The 1,073-nt window shown below is 65.4% G+C and carries 1 protein-coding gene; it reads right to left on the minus strand.

The window, feature by feature from the left end:
• Positions 1-428: 428 nt before the first annotated feature.
• A complete protein-coding gene (locus U9980_RS24770; protein WP_322770130.1) occupies positions 429-917 on the minus strand; it encodes a hypothetical protein in 489 nt (162 codons plus the stop codon).
• Positions 918-1,073: the final 156 nt, after the last annotated feature.

The following is a 1,073-nucleotide window of genomic DNA, read 5'->3' on the forward strand; positions in this document are numbered from 1 at the left end:
GGTGGAAGGGCTGCAACTGTGGCAGTGACCAGCATCGGGTTGCGGAAGGTCCAAGTCAACGAGTGCCTGAGATGTCAACAAACGCTCGGCGTCCCATCACACAAGGAAGTAGCTCGGCTCCGGGACGTTCCGTAGACGGCTCGGCACTGGAGCCGAGCGCGTCAGCTTCTTATCTCAACCCTTACGATTCAGGCTGTCAAACGAGTACGCGCGGTCGCGACGGTTTAGAGCGACCGGCAATAGTCGTGACGTCGGCGATCGGGTGGTCGGGTGGTCGGGCCGTGGTGGCCGTCGGGTGACAGCTCACCGACGAGGATTCCCGTATTCCGGCGGTACGGGCTTCGCGCAGGGCGCGTCGGCCTATTGCCGGGCGCTCTTATCCGGCGAGACGCCCAACACATGGCCGAGCCAGGCGCATCCACGACCTGTCATGTCGTGCACACCCAGGCGACCGAGGCGTCGACCGGAATGCCGTTTGGGGTCTGCCCGTCGATGGTGGTGGAGCCTCCGGTAGCGGTGATCGTGGTCGGCACCGGGCCTGCGGGGAGAGTGACGACCGTGCCGTCGGACTCGGTCAACTGGGCGGTGACGACAGCAGGGTAGTTACCCGGCCCGTGGTAGCCAGGTGCCCGAACGGTGAATGACAGAACGTAACCGTTGACGGGGACACTCGTAACGGAAGCCTGGTAGACGTGGCCGGTCGTGCAGGTAACCGTAGTCACGGCGGTACCGCTGACGGCCACCGGCTCGACAATCGACACGGTGACCGAGCCGGTTCCGGTGTCGGCGGCGGGTGCCGTGGCCGCCTCTGCGGCGGGGGCGAGGCCGACCGCCGCGGTCATGCCGACGGCCGTGAACACCCCGACCGCCCGGGCGGCGGCGAGGGTAGTGCTGCTGCGTCTGCGATGACGGGCCATCGACATACTCCTCGGATTGACTCGATCTTCCTTGGCCGAGGCTAATTTCCGGAAATATGCGTCCGTCCAAAGTTTTGTTCGAATCGGGTGTGAACGCGGGCGCGACAGGGGCAGCCCTGTGCACGGCTTTGGCGGCGAGAATGGATGGGGAGCGAT

The organism is Protofrankia sp. Cr1 (assembly GCF_963555865.1).
GTDB lineage: Bacteria > Actinomycetota > Actinomycetes > Frankiales > Frankiaceae > Protofrankia.